At 67.6% G+C, this 11977-nt stretch carries 12 protein-coding genes; 3 read left to right on the forward strand and 9 right to left on the reverse strand.

What is annotated here, in order from left to right:
* Window positions 1-4: 4 nt before the first annotated feature.
* Window positions 5-928: a hypothetical protein gene (locus G9E11_RS09815; RefSeq protein WP_190605152.1), complete on the reverse strand. Its 924-nt coding sequence runs from the start codon at window positions 926-928 to the stop codon at window positions 5-7.
* 376 nt (window positions 929-1304) lie between these two features.
* Window positions 1305-1805 (reverse strand): PLD nuclease N-terminal domain-containing protein, encoded by a 501-nt coding sequence (locus tag G9E11_RS09820; protein WP_190605154.1) that lies wholly within the window; start codon window positions 1803-1805, stop codon window positions 1305-1307.
* Window positions 1806-2004: 199 nt separating this feature from the next.
* Here G9E11_RS09820 and G9E11_RS09825 point away from each other — a divergent pair, with 199 nt between their 5' ends.
* Window positions 2005-2328: a DUF4229 domain-containing protein gene (locus G9E11_RS09825; RefSeq protein WP_190605155.1), complete on the forward strand. Its 324-nt coding sequence runs from the start codon at window positions 2005-2007 to the stop codon at window positions 2326-2328.
* Between the two features lie 21 nt (window positions 2329-2349).
* Here the strand turns inward: G9E11_RS09825 and G9E11_RS09830 are convergent, their stop codons facing one another.
* The 5 genes from G9E11_RS09830 to G9E11_RS09850 all read right to left on the reverse strand — a co-directional run bounded on the left by G9E11_RS09830 (window position 2350) and on the right by G9E11_RS09850 (window position 6809).
* Window positions 2350-3231, reverse strand: coding sequence for a 1,4-dihydroxy-2-naphthoate polyprenyltransferase (locus tag G9E11_RS09830; RefSeq protein ID WP_190605157.1), 882 nt, complete (start codon window positions 3229-3231; stop codon window positions 2350-2352).
* 92 nt (window positions 3232-3323) lie between these two features.
* The gene (locus G9E11_RS09835) at window positions 3324-4490 is read right to left on the reverse strand and encodes an AMP-binding protein (RefSeq protein WP_190605159.1); all 1167 of its coding nucleotides are present in this window, start codon (window positions 4488-4490) and stop codon (window positions 3324-3326) included.
* Between the two features lie 75 nt (window positions 4491-4565).
* Window positions 4566-5519 carry a 1,4-dihydroxy-2-naphthoyl-CoA synthase gene (locus tag G9E11_RS09840; protein ID WP_190605161.1) on the reverse strand — a complete coding sequence of 318 codons (954 nt, stop codon included), beginning with the start codon at window positions 5517-5519 and terminating at the stop codon, window positions 4566-4568.
* Between the two features lie 21 nt (window positions 5520-5540).
* A complete protein-coding gene (locus G9E11_RS09845; protein ID WP_190605163.1) occupies window positions 5541-5981 on the reverse strand; it encodes a VOC family protein in 441 nt (146 codons plus the stop codon).
* 66 nt (window positions 5982-6047) lie between these two features.
* Window positions 6048-6809, reverse strand: a complete 762-nt coding sequence (locus tag G9E11_RS09850) for a CPBP family intramembrane glutamic endopeptidase (protein ID WP_246468841.1) — start codon at window positions 6807-6809, stop codon at window positions 6048-6050.
* Between the two features lie 267 nt (window positions 6810-7076).
* On the opposite strand from G9E11_RS09850, the gene G9E11_RS09855 reads away from it, so the two are divergent.
* Window positions 7077-8777 (forward strand): ABC-F family ATP-binding cassette domain-containing protein, encoded by a 1701-nt coding sequence (locus G9E11_RS09855; protein WP_190605165.1) that lies wholly within the window; start codon window positions 7077-7079, stop codon window positions 8775-8777.
* Window positions 8778-8871: 94 nt separating this feature from the next.
* Here G9E11_RS09855 and G9E11_RS09860 read toward each other — a convergent pair whose 3' ends face one another.
* Together G9E11_RS09860 and G9E11_RS09865 are read right to left on the reverse strand one after the other, a co-directional pair.
* Entirely contained in the window at window positions 8872-10833 is a 1962-nt protein-coding gene (locus G9E11_RS09860) for a hypothetical protein (RefSeq protein WP_190605167.1), read from the reverse strand.
* Window positions 10830-11117, reverse strand: a complete 288-nt coding sequence (locus tag G9E11_RS09865) for a hypothetical protein (RefSeq protein WP_190605169.1) — start codon at window positions 11115-11117, stop codon at window positions 10830-10832. The genes G9E11_RS09860 and G9E11_RS09865 overlap by 4 nt, the downstream gene beginning before the upstream one ends.
* Before the next feature lie 408 nt (window positions 11118-11525).
* Between G9E11_RS09865 and G9E11_RS09870 the strand changes: the two genes are divergently transcribed.
* A complete protein-coding gene (locus G9E11_RS09870; protein WP_190605171.1) occupies window positions 11526-11909 on the forward strand; it encodes a VOC family protein in 384 nt (127 codons plus the stop codon).
* Window positions 11910-11977 lie beyond the last annotated feature (68 nt).

Here is an 11977-nt window from a genome sequence, read left to right on the forward strand (position 1 = left end):
CCGACTAGCGCGCTGACTTCCACCCACGGCTCGTTAGGGCCCTCCGCACCTTGGTGACGGCGCTTGGCTCCATGCCGGGAATCAAAGGGTCCAGGTCCAACTGCGTTAGAACCAAGACGAGCCAGCCGAGTCCACGTGCATTTTCGTCACGGTAGATGTCACTTCTCCGCTGGGCCGGGGTGGCGTGGTGGGCGCCGTCGTACTGGATGGCAATCTTGAACTCGTCGTAGGACATGTCGGGGTCCTGGATCCAGCCTCCGGTCTCGTCGAACATGGGAACGTTGATGCCTGGTTCGGGGAGTCCCGCGGCTGTCAGCAGAAGCCGCAGCTCTGTCTCCTTCGGTGAATCGGTGTTCGCGCGGATGAGGGCCCTGGCCTTCAATGCCTTGGTGTAGCCAGTCCGGCCCTTCTTCTCTGCGAGGAAAGCGTCCAATGCTTGCGCCGTGGAGAGGGGTGCCTTGCGGCGCAGAAGGAAGTCGCCGGCGATGACCAGCTCTTGCAGTGTGAGGATGCCGGCCAGGTCCAACCAGGTCCGAAGCGGCGACGTGCACGCAACGTAACGGCCGTCAGAGATTTCATCCTCCGCGAGCGGAAGCCGGTGGCCGCGGACCTTCTTCCGCCGCACAGCCCTGGCGCCGTCCCGGCTGGTCAGGTGGATTATGTTGTGATCCTCGAAACGCAGGGGCAACGGGAAACCCCAGAGCGCCGCCGCGGAAAGGTGGCTAACGACGGCCCCGGTGGCGAGTGCAAGCCCGCGCGCGCGGATGAGGAGGGTAATCTCCACGGCAGCCGGGGCACGTACGCCGTGGCAGGGGCTCGCCAGGTCGAGGGCGCGGGTACGCCTGCGGGTAAGCCCGGCATCTGTGGCCTGGCGGATGGTGAACGGCTGTGCCTGCAGGGCGGGAGGAAGGGGGCGTGGACGCGGCATAGGAGCATTCTGCTGCCCGAAGTGTGCCTGCGTTCCGTTGTCCACAATTTAGGCCCGATGTGGAGGAACAGTGGGCGATGACCTGCTTCGCTGATTTACCAAAAGGGCCGCTCAGCGCGCTGCTGGGCGGCCGCTTTTGGCAAGTCGACGCGGCGGGGCGGCCACTTTTGGTAAATCGCTGCTGGGTGGCCACTTTTGGTAAATCGCGGGGAAGCGGCCGCTTTTGGTTAGTCGACGCTGCGGGGAGGCCGCTCAGCGTGCGGCGGAAGCGGCCACTCTTGGTAAGTCGACGCGGCGGGGCGGCCACTTTTGGTAAATCGAGCGGGCAAAACGGCACAGTGAAGGGGGCGCTGGTGCCGTGACGCGCAGGGCGCGGCTACTTCGCCTCGGGGTTGCCTTCGGCGTTGGCCTCGCCTGCTGCCCCAGGCTTGCGCGGACCCGGTTCACCCGCAGCCGGGCCGCCGGCATCCGAACCGCCGCTGGTGGTGCCCGGAGCGGCAGCACCCGTCGTTCCCGTGCCCGCGCTGCCCGAGCGGTGGGGGCCGCCGTCGGCCTGGTTCTTCCGGGCGTCATCCCTCAGCTTGCGGAGCCGTTCCGCCTCGGCCTGGCGGCGGCGCTGCTCGAGGTTCCGCAGGAAGTCGGGGTCGTCGTCGGGGGCGGTGGGGTGCTGCTGGTAGACGGGCTGGGCCACAGCCGATGCGCGGGGGCGGCCGATCAGGAACCACAGCGCCGCGCCGATGAGCGGCAGGAGCGCAACCATGATGATCCAGGTTGTTTTGGAGAACCCGCGCGTGAGACGTCCATCAGTCCGGATAACGTCCACCAGTCCGTAGACGTAGAGGGCGAGTATGGCGACTGCAATGGCGACACGAGGCATGCAATCAGTCTAGCCGCCGTGTGCCCCGGCGGAGATTACAGTATGCCCACAGTAATGCGCCAGCAAAACGCCGAACGGCAGTCCCAGGTGACACCCGACCTGCACCAGGCCACGTACCCGGAGACGGCCTGAGCAAGGGGAAACATAGCACCAACGCTACCGGCACGCCCCGTTCAGGCAGGACGGCTAAACTTGGATAGTGGCTTTTCTGAAATACTCCCTGATCCGGTTCGCAATCTTCCTGCCCCTGTTTGTGCTGTTCGTCTTCCTGCAGCTTGGGTGGTTCCTGGCCGTCATCTGCGCTGGGCTGATTTCCTTCGCCATCAGCTACCTCTTCTTCCAGAAGCAGCGCGATGCGGCAACGGCGTCCCTGCATGCCCGCTTCTCCGGCCGCGCCCAGCCCATCCGCACCGCCGGTGAGGTGGACGATGCCCAGGCCGAGGACCGCCTCGTCGACACGCACCCGGACGTCACCATCCGCAACGACGCAAAGAACCGCGAACCCCGCGGCGAGGGCGCCTAGCCTGCAGCGAGACGCCCAGGCTTACAGTCCGCTGCTCAGCACGAGTCCCAGTGAGAACAGCACGGCGTAGCCGAGGTTGATGAGGCCCGTCTGCTTCAGGACCGGGATGAGGCTCTTGCGCTTCCGCCCGTTGATCATCAGCCAGGCCGGCATCAGGCAGGCCGGGATCAGGAGCAGCACGATCAGCATCCACGGCCGCGTGGGCGCAAGGATCACCACGAGCAGGATGGCCACGGCCAGCATCAGCACGTAGCTCTCGCGGGCGTGCTTGTCTCCCAGCCGCACCGCCAGGGTTTTCTTCCCGGCCTCGATGTCCGATGGGATGTCCCGCACATTGTTGGCCATGAGCAGGGCGCACGCGATCAGCCCCGTGCCGATGGCGCCAATCACGGCAGGCAGGCCGATCTGCCCGGCCTGTGTGTAGGTGGTGCCGAGGGTGGCCACGAGGCCGAAGAAGACAAACACGAAAACGTCGCCCAGACCCATGTAGCCGTAAGGGTTCTTACCGCCGGTGTAGCCCCATGCCGCCATCACGCAGCCCACACCCACCAGCAGCAGCCACCATGTCTGGGTGATGATGACCAGCACCAGCCCCACGAGCATCGCCAGGCCGAAGGCGCCGAACGCCGCATACTTCACGTGCTCGGGGCGGGCGGCACCGGAACCGACCAGACGCAGCGGCCCCACCCGGTTCTCGTCAGTCCCGCGGATCCCGTCCGAGTAATCGTTGGCGTAGTTGACGCCGATCTGCAGCAGCAGCGCCACGAGGACCGCCAGAACCGCATTGAGCGGTCGGAAGGAAGCCATCTCGTAGGCCGCCGCCGAGCCGATCAGGATAGGGGCGATCGCGGCCGGCAGCGTGCGGAGCCGGGCGCCTTGGATCCATTGTGCGGCTGTTGCCACGGTAAGTACCTCGCGTTGGGTCGGTGATGCGTTCAAAAAAGCATGGGCGTGCGCTGGGCACACGCAAGCCGCAGCGGCGCGGCAGGACTACTCTATTTTCCCTGATGGAGTGCGTTCAGCCGTTCAATCATGGCCAGCCGGTCCGGCTTGCCGTTGGGCAGCATGATCAGTTCACCGGCCGGAAGGACGGTCTTGGGCGCCAGCAGTCCGAGCGTGCGGTGCCATTCCTCGGCCCACGCCGTACCGTCCCGTCCAGCGCCATCCGGTCCGGCGCCATCGGCCCCGGACGCGGTTCCGGCGACGGCGACATAGGCCGCCACGGCCTGGCCCCATTTTGCGGACTCGACGCCGGCAACAAAAGCCGCGGTCACGCCGTCGGACTTTTCCAGCTCCGCCTGCACGTGTGCGGCGGAGACCTTGACGCCGCCGGTGATGATGACGTCGTCGGCGCGGCCCAGCACGGTGAGCCTGCCATCGGCATCGAGGGTGCCGAGGTCGTTGGTCCGGTACCAGCGGCCGCCGTCCTCCTCAACGAAGGCCTCGGCGGTCTGCCGCGGCGCGCCCAGGTAGCCGGCCGCGAGGGTGGCCCCGCCGAGGTGGATCCGGCCGTCTTCGGCGAGCCGCAGGGCCACGCCCTCGAGCGGATAGCCGTCGTACACGCAGCCGCCGCAGGTTTCCGCCGCCCCATAGGTGGTGACCACCCGGAGGCCGGCTTCGCGAGCGGACTCGAGGAGCTCCGCGGAGGCCGGGGCGCCGCCGAGCAGGATGCCGTTGAAGCGGCGCAGCACGGCGAGCGTGTCCGCCGACGGGCTGGCGAGCAGGCGCTGCAGTTGGGTGGGCACCAGCGACGTGAAGCGGATGTTGTCCGTCAGCTCCAGCGCGGCCGCGGTGAAGCCCTCGGCCGTGAAGCCCCCGGACAGGTCCATGGCCCAGGGCCGGGTGCCGGCGAACAGCGACCGGACCAGCACCTGCACGCCGGCGACGTACTGCAGCGGCAGGGCCAGCAGCCACTGGCCCTCGCCCTTAAGCGCGAAGGCGGTGGCCATCGACGACGCCGCCAGCGCATCCACCGTCAGGACCGTCGCCTTGGGCGTCCCGGTGGACCCGGACGTGCGCACCACGGCGACGGCGTCCTCGAACCCGGGGGTCGGGACGGGCGTCACCACCGGATCGCCGTCAGACCCGGCGGAGAGTTCGACGGCGGGACCCTCACCGTGGAGGGCGGCCGCCAGCGCCTTGAGGGCCGGCTCGATATTCACTGCGTGCGCCTGCGTTGTGCGGGCATGAGGTGCGCGGGCCTGGGGAGCATGGGGTGCCTTCCGACGAGTGCGGGCTTAGAAGTAGTGCGGGAACCGGGACCAGTCGGGGTCGCGCTTTTGCAGGAAGGCTTCCTTGCCCTCCACGGCCTCATCCGTCATGTACGCCAGCCGCGTGGCTTCACCGGCGAACACCTGCTGGCCGGCCAGGCCGTCGTCGGCGAGGTTGAAGGCGAACTTGAGCATCCGGATGGCCTGCGGGGACTGCCGGGCGATGTCCGCGGCGTACTCCAGTGCCACCTCCTCCAGCCGTTCGTGGTCAACGGCCTCGTTCACGGCCCCCATCCGAACCATGTCCTCCGCGGAATATTCACGGGCAAGGAAGAAGATCTCCCGGGCGGCCTTCTGGCCGATCTGCCGGGCCAGCAGCGCCGAGCCGTAGCCGGCGTCGAAACTGCCCACCGTGGCGTCGGTCTGCTTGAACTTTCCGAACTGGCGCGAAGCGATGGTCAGGTCGGAGACCACGTGCAGCGAGTGCCCGCCGCCGGCTGCCCAGCCGTTGACGACGGCGATGACCACCTTGGGCATGGTCCGCATGAGCCGCTGGACTTCCAGAATGTGGAGCCGCCCGGCGCGGGCCGGGTCGATGGTTTCCTGGGTCTCGCCGTCGGCATAGCGGTAGCCGTCCCGTCCCCGGATCCGCTGGTCCCCGCCGGAGCAGAACGAGTGCCCGCCGTCCTTGGGGGAGGGGCCGTTGCCGGTAAGCAGCACGGTGGCCACGTCCGGCGTCATCCGTGCATGGTCCATGGCTCGGTAGAGCTCGTCGACGGTCCCCGGGCGGAAGGCGTTGCGGACCTCCGGCCTGTTGAACGCGATGCGGACGGTGGGCAGGTCCCGTACCACGGTGCCGTCATCGGACCGCTCCACCTGACGGTGGTAGGTCAGGTCCTGGAAGTCGTCAAAGCCGGACACGGTGCGCCAGCGGGACGGGTCAAAGACGTCGGATACCTTGGCGGGGAATTCGTTGCTCACCGTCCAAGTCTAGTAATCGGCTCAGCTGATGCAGAACTCGTTGCCCTCGGGGTCCGCCATGGTGTGCCATTCGTGGGGCCCCTGGCTGGCAGTCCAGAGGAAGGTGGCGCCGCGGGCCTCAAGCTCGGCGCGGACATCGTCCTTGTCACGGCCGTCGAGCCTGACGTCCCAGTGCACCCGGTTCTTGATGGTCTTCTGCTCGGGTACGGTCTGGAAAAGCAGCCGCCGGGCGGGCGCCTTGGCGTCGAGTTCCTCGGTGGGCCGGATCGCCGCGCCGTCCTTCCACACGAGCTTGCCGTTGTGCGTCATGGTCTGGTCGTCCGTCGCGAAGCCCTGGCTGATCATGGACCGGATGAAGCCCTCATCCTGCGGCTCCACTGACCAGTCCAGCGTTTCGGCCCACCAGTCGGCGAGGTCATGCGGGTGCTTGCAGTCGATGGCGATCTGAATGTTGAGTCCCATGGCACCAAACTACGACGACGGCGCCGCCTCCGGATAGGGGCCTGGCCTTCCAGGGGGCGGGCGATTCTAGCTCTGGGCCCGCTGCAGCTGGTCCAGGAGTTCCGGCGGGATGGTGTACAAAAAGACCACAGCGAGCAGGTTCTTGGTGGCATGGACGAAGTAGGAAAACATCAGGTTCCTCCCCGTCCACACATAGACGAAAACCAGTGTGGCCCCCATGGCCAGGTACGGCATGAGCGCGGGGAGGGTGACCGCCTCCTGGCCCACGATGTGCAGGGCGGCGAAAAGGACCACGGACAGACCGCAGCAGATCCAGATGTTGACCCGCCGGCTCAGTTTCCCGATCAGCAGGTGCCGGAACACGTACTCCTCGACGAACGGGCCCACCACAACGATCAGCGGCACCATGAGCCAAGCCGGCACCTGCCGCATGAGCGCCTGCAGCCCGGCCTGGTTGGCGGACGTCTCGGTGGTCCCGCCCACGGCCACCAGGATCGCGGTGACAATCATCATGGCGACGACGGCCAACGGAACCATCGCGAGCGTGAACCATGGCCGCGTACCAAGCACTTTGAGGTCCCGGGACACCACCCCGTGGGCGGCAAACAGCGCCAGGGCGCCGACGCCGCCGTAGAAGAGGAGGTTCACGCCATAGGACGCGACGGCCGGCGTCGGGGCCAGCTCGCGCAGCAGCGGCAGGATCAGTTCCCCGGCCAGCGCGAAGAAGGCCGCGACGGCGACATAAAGCCCCACGGCGGTGAGGTCCAGCGGCGAAAACCGGTAGAGATCCGGCCGCGGAGTCGGGAGCATGCGTCTGGTATTCACCATGGTTCCAGCGTAGTGCGCCAACCCCCGCGCGAGCGGACAGTTGCGGCCCCGCGCGGATGGCCCATTGGGGCCTCAACTGTCCGTTCGCACTTGCAGCGTAGTGCGCCAGCGCCGGCGAACCTTGACGGGGCCGCCCGCCGGCGGGCAGGCTTGACCCATGAAGTCCTAGACCCCGACGCCGGCATCCCCCGGCGTCGACATGGCCCTAGACCAGGCCCCGTAGAGCTCCCAGCTCCGGGGCCGCACTTTGGACTGCGAGGACTTCCCATGACTGAACCAAATTTCCGCACCGAACAGCTCCACCTGTCCGGCGTCGCCCACGGCTACGGGGACCGCGAACTCTTCACCGGCGTCGAACTGGCGATCGCGGCTGGGGAGCATGCCGCCGTCGTGGGTGAGAACGGTGCGGGCAAGTCCACCCTGCTGCGGATCCTGGCGGGAATCGAGGCGCCGGCAGACGGCACGGTCCGGCGGCACGGCCGGGTGGGATACCTGGCACAGACGTCGGGGCTGCCCGTCCGGCTGACCGTGGCGGACGCGATCGACAATGCACTCCTCGCGCTCCGGGAAATGGAATCCGAGCTGGAACGGCTGGAAGCCGGTCTGGCTGCGGCCGGGCCAAACGAACTCGAGGCGTACGGGAACCTGCAGACCCAGTACCAGCTGCGCGAGGGCTACGCCGCGGAGTCCCGTGTGGAGGCGGCATTGGACCGGCTGGGCCTGGGCGGGGTGGACCGCGGCCGGGCACTGGGGTCGCTGTCAGGCGGGGAGCAGGAGCGCGTCGCGCTGGCGTGCTTGCTGGCCGACCCCGCGGACATCCTGCTCCTGGATGAGCCCACAAACCACCTGGACGCCGGCGGCACTGCCTGGCTCGAGGGCCGCCTCGCGGCACACCGGGGAGCCGTGGTGGTGGTCTCCCACGACCGCGTGCTCCTGCGGAAGGTCGCCGCAGCCGTCATCGAGGTGGACGCCGAGCGCCGCACGGTGAACCGCTACGGCAACGGCTACGACGGCTACCTGAAGGAGAAGCGCGCCGAACGCCAGCGCTGGGTACAGCAGTACCACGGCTGGCTCGACGCCATGGCCTCGGAACGGCGGCAGGCGGACACGGTATCCGGACGGATGGGCTATGCCCGCCGGCGGGACAACGACAAAGCGGGCTTCGACTTCAAGACGGGCACCTGGCAGCGCGCCGCTGCCAGCAAGATCCGCAATGCGCAGGAACGACTGCGCCGCCTTGAGGACAACCCGGTGGAGCGCCCGCCGGAACGGCTGAAGCTCGACGCCGGGCTGAACGGCGCCGGTGGACCGCGGGACGCGGCCGACCGGGTCCTGCACGCCCGCAACACCCGGGTGCCTGGCCGGCTGGATGTGCCCGAGTTCCGTGTGGAGCGCGGACAGAAGATCCTCATCACCGGTCCCAACGGCGCCGGGAAGTCCACGCTGCTTTCCGTTCTGGCCGGCACCCTCGAGCCGGCCGCGGGACAGGTGCTGCGGCACGGACGGATCGGTTACCTGCCGCAGGAGCTGGAGCTGCCCGAGCATCCATCCCTGCGGCTGCTGCCGGCGTTTGCTGCCGGGCTGGGCGGGAACATCGACGACCACGCCGAGGCGCTGCTGCGGCTGGGCCTCTTCCGCACCAGCGAGTTCCATGTTCCGGTGGGTGCCCTTTCCGCCGGCCAGCAGCGCCGGCTGTCGCTCGCCCGGCTACTGCTCGGCCATAACGAGGTCATGCTCCTCGACGAGCCCACGAACCACCTGGCTCCCGTGCTCGTGGAGGAGCTGGAATCGGCGCTCGCGGACTTCAGCGGAACCGTTGTGATGGTCAGCCATGACCGGGCCCTGGGCGAATGGTTCGACGGCTGCGCGGACAGGTCCCGCGGGCGGACCGGCGAAGGTACGCCGGGCACGTGGCTCAGGTACACGATGGCGGAGGGCACGCTGGAAAAGGTGGCGCTGCCCGCCTGAACCTCCGCCTGCCCGTAAAAAAATCCAGGCCCCGCGGGTGTGCCGCGGGGCCTGGATTCATAAACCGAGTTGGTTCCTGCCTCTACAAGAGTGCTTACCGGAACAGGGCGCTGTACGTCCCCATGATGATCCGGTCACCTGGGCTGGATTTCCGGATGTAGTCCACCACTGCCCAGTCATCCAGCGAGATGCAGCCAGCGGTCGGGACCTTGTTCATGTGCAGGAAGATGGCGAAGCCTGCGTCCTGGACGATGTTGGGCCGGTTGTAATTGATCACCACGCCCTGACGGTAGTCATGCGTGGCGCGGGTGGCGAAGTACCACATGTTCTCGTCCCAGCCCACCCACGACGAGGACTCGAAGTACTTGTTGTACGTCGCGGTCCACGGGTTCCCGCCCCAGCGGGACCGGGGGTTCAGTGTGCGGTAGGGGAGTCTGGTTCCCGGGTTGCCCAGCCCGAAGGCTTCCGTCACCGAGAACGAGCCCGTGGGGGAGTACAGGTAGCGGGTGGGACCGGAGGGGACACCCGGTGCCTTGAAACCGGAGGCGCCCACATATCCGTCCGTCTTCCAGTCCGGGAGGTACATGCCGGCGATCCGGACGCAGTACAGGTTCGTGGCCCGTGACTGTCCGTAGCCCTGGGTGAATGTCAGCAGCACCCGGTTGGCCCCGTATGCGGAGAACTTGGATCTTCCGTTGTTCAGTTTTTGGCATTCGGTGACCGGGTAAACGCGGCTGCCGGCCGCGGCCGTCCAACTGATGAATCCGCGCTGGAACGACTGGGCACACCCAGCGCCCAGGCAGCGGAGGTCTGCAGTTGGATATCCCAGGGAGCCTCGGTGGGCGCCGGCAGCGGCATATCTGCTGCCGATCGCTCCCCTGGATGACCACGCCCCCGTGGCGGGCGACCAGTAGATGGTTCCGAACTGGAACCGCTGGAGGCATCCGCTGGCCGGCTGTCCGCAGGCTTCCAGGGCCACCGGGTAGCCCAGCGAGCCGCGGTGGGCACCGGAAGCGCTGTACCTTCCGCCTATTGCGCCCTTCACAGTCCAGGCTCCGGTCGCCGGTGACCAGTAAATGGTTCCGCCCTGAAAGCTCTGCAGACAGCCACCGGCGCGCTGTCCGCAGACCTGGGTGGCCCGGGGATATCCCAAAAACCCGTTCTGGCTGCCGCTGCTCGCCCAACGTGAGGCGATGCCGCCACGGACAATATGGGCCCCGGTGGACGGGCTCCAGTAGATGGCCCCGCCGGTGAAAAGTTGGTAGCAGCCGCCGTTGCGGAGACCGCAGGTTTCCTTGGCAGTCGGAAGGCCCAGACCATATTCGCCGCCGCGTGCAACCCAGCGGACCCCGATGGCCCCCTTGGACCAGATCTGGATTGTCCCCCCGCGTGCAGTCCACGTGAGGATCCGACCAGTCGAGAACCGTTGGATTGTTCCTGCTCCAACGGTGGTTTCGTCCTGCGTCGGGAAGCCAAAGGTGGCCAACCCTCCGCCTGCATGCCAGGCGGGGCCGGTTCGGCCGGAGTCCGCCAGTACCGGGTGGGCTCCGGTCGGTGCTGTCCAGAAAATCCATCCGTGCTCGAAGTGCTGCCGGCAGAGTCCTGCTGCGCACACCATGGCAGCGGTCGGGGCACCAAGGAGCCCGCTGGTGCCGCCCATCGAGGCGTACTTACTTCCGATAGCCCCGCTCGTGGTGAATTCGGGCTCGGGGTCGGGCGCGGGATCGGTCACAGCGGGGTCAGTTACGGACGGGTCCGACGGCGGCTCCGGGGCCGTGGGGTCCGTCACCGGATCTGTGGCCGGGTCAGGTACCGCTTCCGTTGCCGGGTCAGTAACCGGCTCCGGCACCGGAGCAGGTGCAGGTTCGGTAGGGGGCTCCGTCCCCGGGTCAGTCACCTCCGCCGTGGTGCCTGTTGTTTCGGCTGCGGGAGCGGAAGTGTCGGTTGTCTGCACCGGCGATGGAGGGGTGGGATCAACCGCGAGGGCGGGCGAGGACGCTAGGGACCCGGCCACCAGGCTCAGGAGCAGGGCGGCCGCAAATATTGGTTTTTTCACGAAGCGTCCTCCACCGAGACAACGGGTTCGCACGTGCCGGCCTGGCCCGTGGTTTTGGCGAAGTTCTCCGCGGAAACCTGAGCCGTTTTCCCTGCCTGGATGGTTTCCGTAATCAGGGTGTGGCCCTGGACTGCAGCGCCAACGGTGACCGCGATGGCCACGGTGTAGGTCTTGGCTTTGTCCGAGGAGTTGACCAGGGTTCCCTTGAACGTCCACTGACCGTCCGCACCGGCCGCGCAGGTGTGCTCCTGCAAGGCGTCGAGGGCGTTCAGCGATGTGGACACATCGGTAGGGAGGACAGGGGCCGTAGTGGGTGGTGAGGATTCCGACGGCGGCTGGGACGCCGGCGTCGTACTGGCTGGTGATGCGCTGGGGCTTGGTTCCGAGGGGCCAGTGCCCCCGCCGGAACACCCCGAGGCTGCCAGCAGCAAGGCAGCCGGCAGCAGTAGAGCTCTCTTTCTCATAGTTCCCCCTGAACAAATGGCGCAAGTGCCGGCGCCGCATGAGACGGTGCGGTGCCATGGCCCGGAACGGATCCCCGGCCATGGTGCTCAGAGTAGCCCCAACAGGCCCCCGCCGGGAGCCTTTTCTCCATTCGAATTAGAGGCGGCGTCCCCACGGGTTAGAGACGGCATCCCGCGGGTCCGATTATGTGCTGCCTTCCCGCCAGGCGCCTCCGTACACTGAACTTCATGGCTTGCCGTATCAGCGAACTGGTCCTCAACTGCGCCGACCCCGAACTGCTCGCGCGGTTCTGGAGCGAGGTGCTCGGCTACGTCGAACTCGACCGGGAGAACGGTGCGATCGAGATCGGCCCGCCCGGCGCCGGGTTCGGCGGCCTGCAGCCCACCATCATCCTGAGCCCCAGCAGCAACCCGCGGACCGGAAAGCTCCCGCTGCACATCGACGTCAACCCGGTCGACCGCGACCAGGGCGCCGAACTCGAACGGCTGCTCGCCCTCGGCGCCCGTCGGGCCGACGTCGGGCAGACCGGCGACGAGCAGTGGCACGTCCTGTCCGACCCCGAGGGCAACGAGTTCTGCCTCCTGCGCAGGCGGCTTGAGCCCCTCATCTGACGATGTCCCCGGTGGCGCCGCCCGCAACGTGCCCGGCGCCCACTCCAGCAGGAAATGTTGTCCCCGTC

Source organism: Arthrobacter ipis, assembly GCF_014694315.1.
Classification (GTDB): Bacteria; Actinomycetota; Actinomycetes; order Actinomycetales; family Micrococcaceae; genus Arthrobacter; species Arthrobacter ipis.

Coding starts and splice junctions, on each gene's coding strand:
- G9E11_RS09815 (WP_190605152.1), bottom strand. CDS start 928: ATGCCGCGTCCACGCCCCCTTCCTCCCGCCCTGCAGGCACAGCCGTTC.
- G9E11_RS09820 (WP_190605154.1), bottom strand. CDS start 1,805: ATGCCTCGTGTCGCCATTGCAGTCGCCATACTCGCCCTCTACGTCTAC.
- G9E11_RS09845 (WP_190605163.1), bottom strand. CDS start 5,981: ATGGGACTCAACATTCAGATCGCCATCGACTGCAAGCACCCGCATGAC.
- G9E11_RS09850 (WP_246468841.1), bottom strand. CDS start 6,809: ATGGTGAATACCAGACGCATGCTCCCGACTCCGCGGCCGGATCTCTAC.
- G9E11_RS09855 (WP_190605165.1), top strand. CDS start 7,077: ATGACTGAACCAAATTTCCGCACCGAACAGCTCCACCTGTCCGGCGTC.
- G9E11_RS09870 (WP_190605171.1), top strand. CDS start 11,526: ATGGCTTGCCGTATCAGCGAACTGGTCCTCAACTGCGCCGACCCCGAA.